This window comes from Paenibacillus sinensis, from assembly GCF_019904155.1.
GTDB lineage: Bacteria > Bacillota > Bacilli > Paenibacillales > Paenibacillaceae > Paenibacillus_AQ > Paenibacillus_AQ sinensis.
The window spans coordinates 1-255 of sequence record NZ_JAHCMB010000092.1; the positions used below are offsets into that span (position 1 = coordinate 1).

Consider the following 255-nt stretch of genomic DNA (forward strand, 5'->3'; position numbering starts at 1 on the left):
TGGCGGAACCGACGGGATTCGAACCCGCGATCTCCTGCGTGACAGGCAGGCATGTTAGGCCTCTACACCACGGTTCCACGTTTAAGTACTGCTGGGGTCCCCGGAAAGTAATCGGAATACGCTACAAAGCATATCTTCACTTTTTGGGGATAATTGCGGGGGCAGGATTTGAACCTGCGGCCTTCGGGTTATGAGCCCGACGAGCTACCGGGCTGCTCCACCCCGCGTCAGTAAAAGTATAAAGTTGTTATAAGC

General features: G+C 54.1%; 2 tRNA genes. Both read right to left on the reverse strand.

The features are described 5' to 3' along the window. Nucleotides 1-77, reverse strand: a tRNA-Asp gene (locus tag KIH86_RS10615). A gap of 76 nt (nt 78-153) precedes the next feature. After that, a tRNA-Met gene (locus KIH86_RS10620) sits at nt 154-227 on the reverse strand. Nucleotides 228-255: the final 28 nt, after the last annotated feature.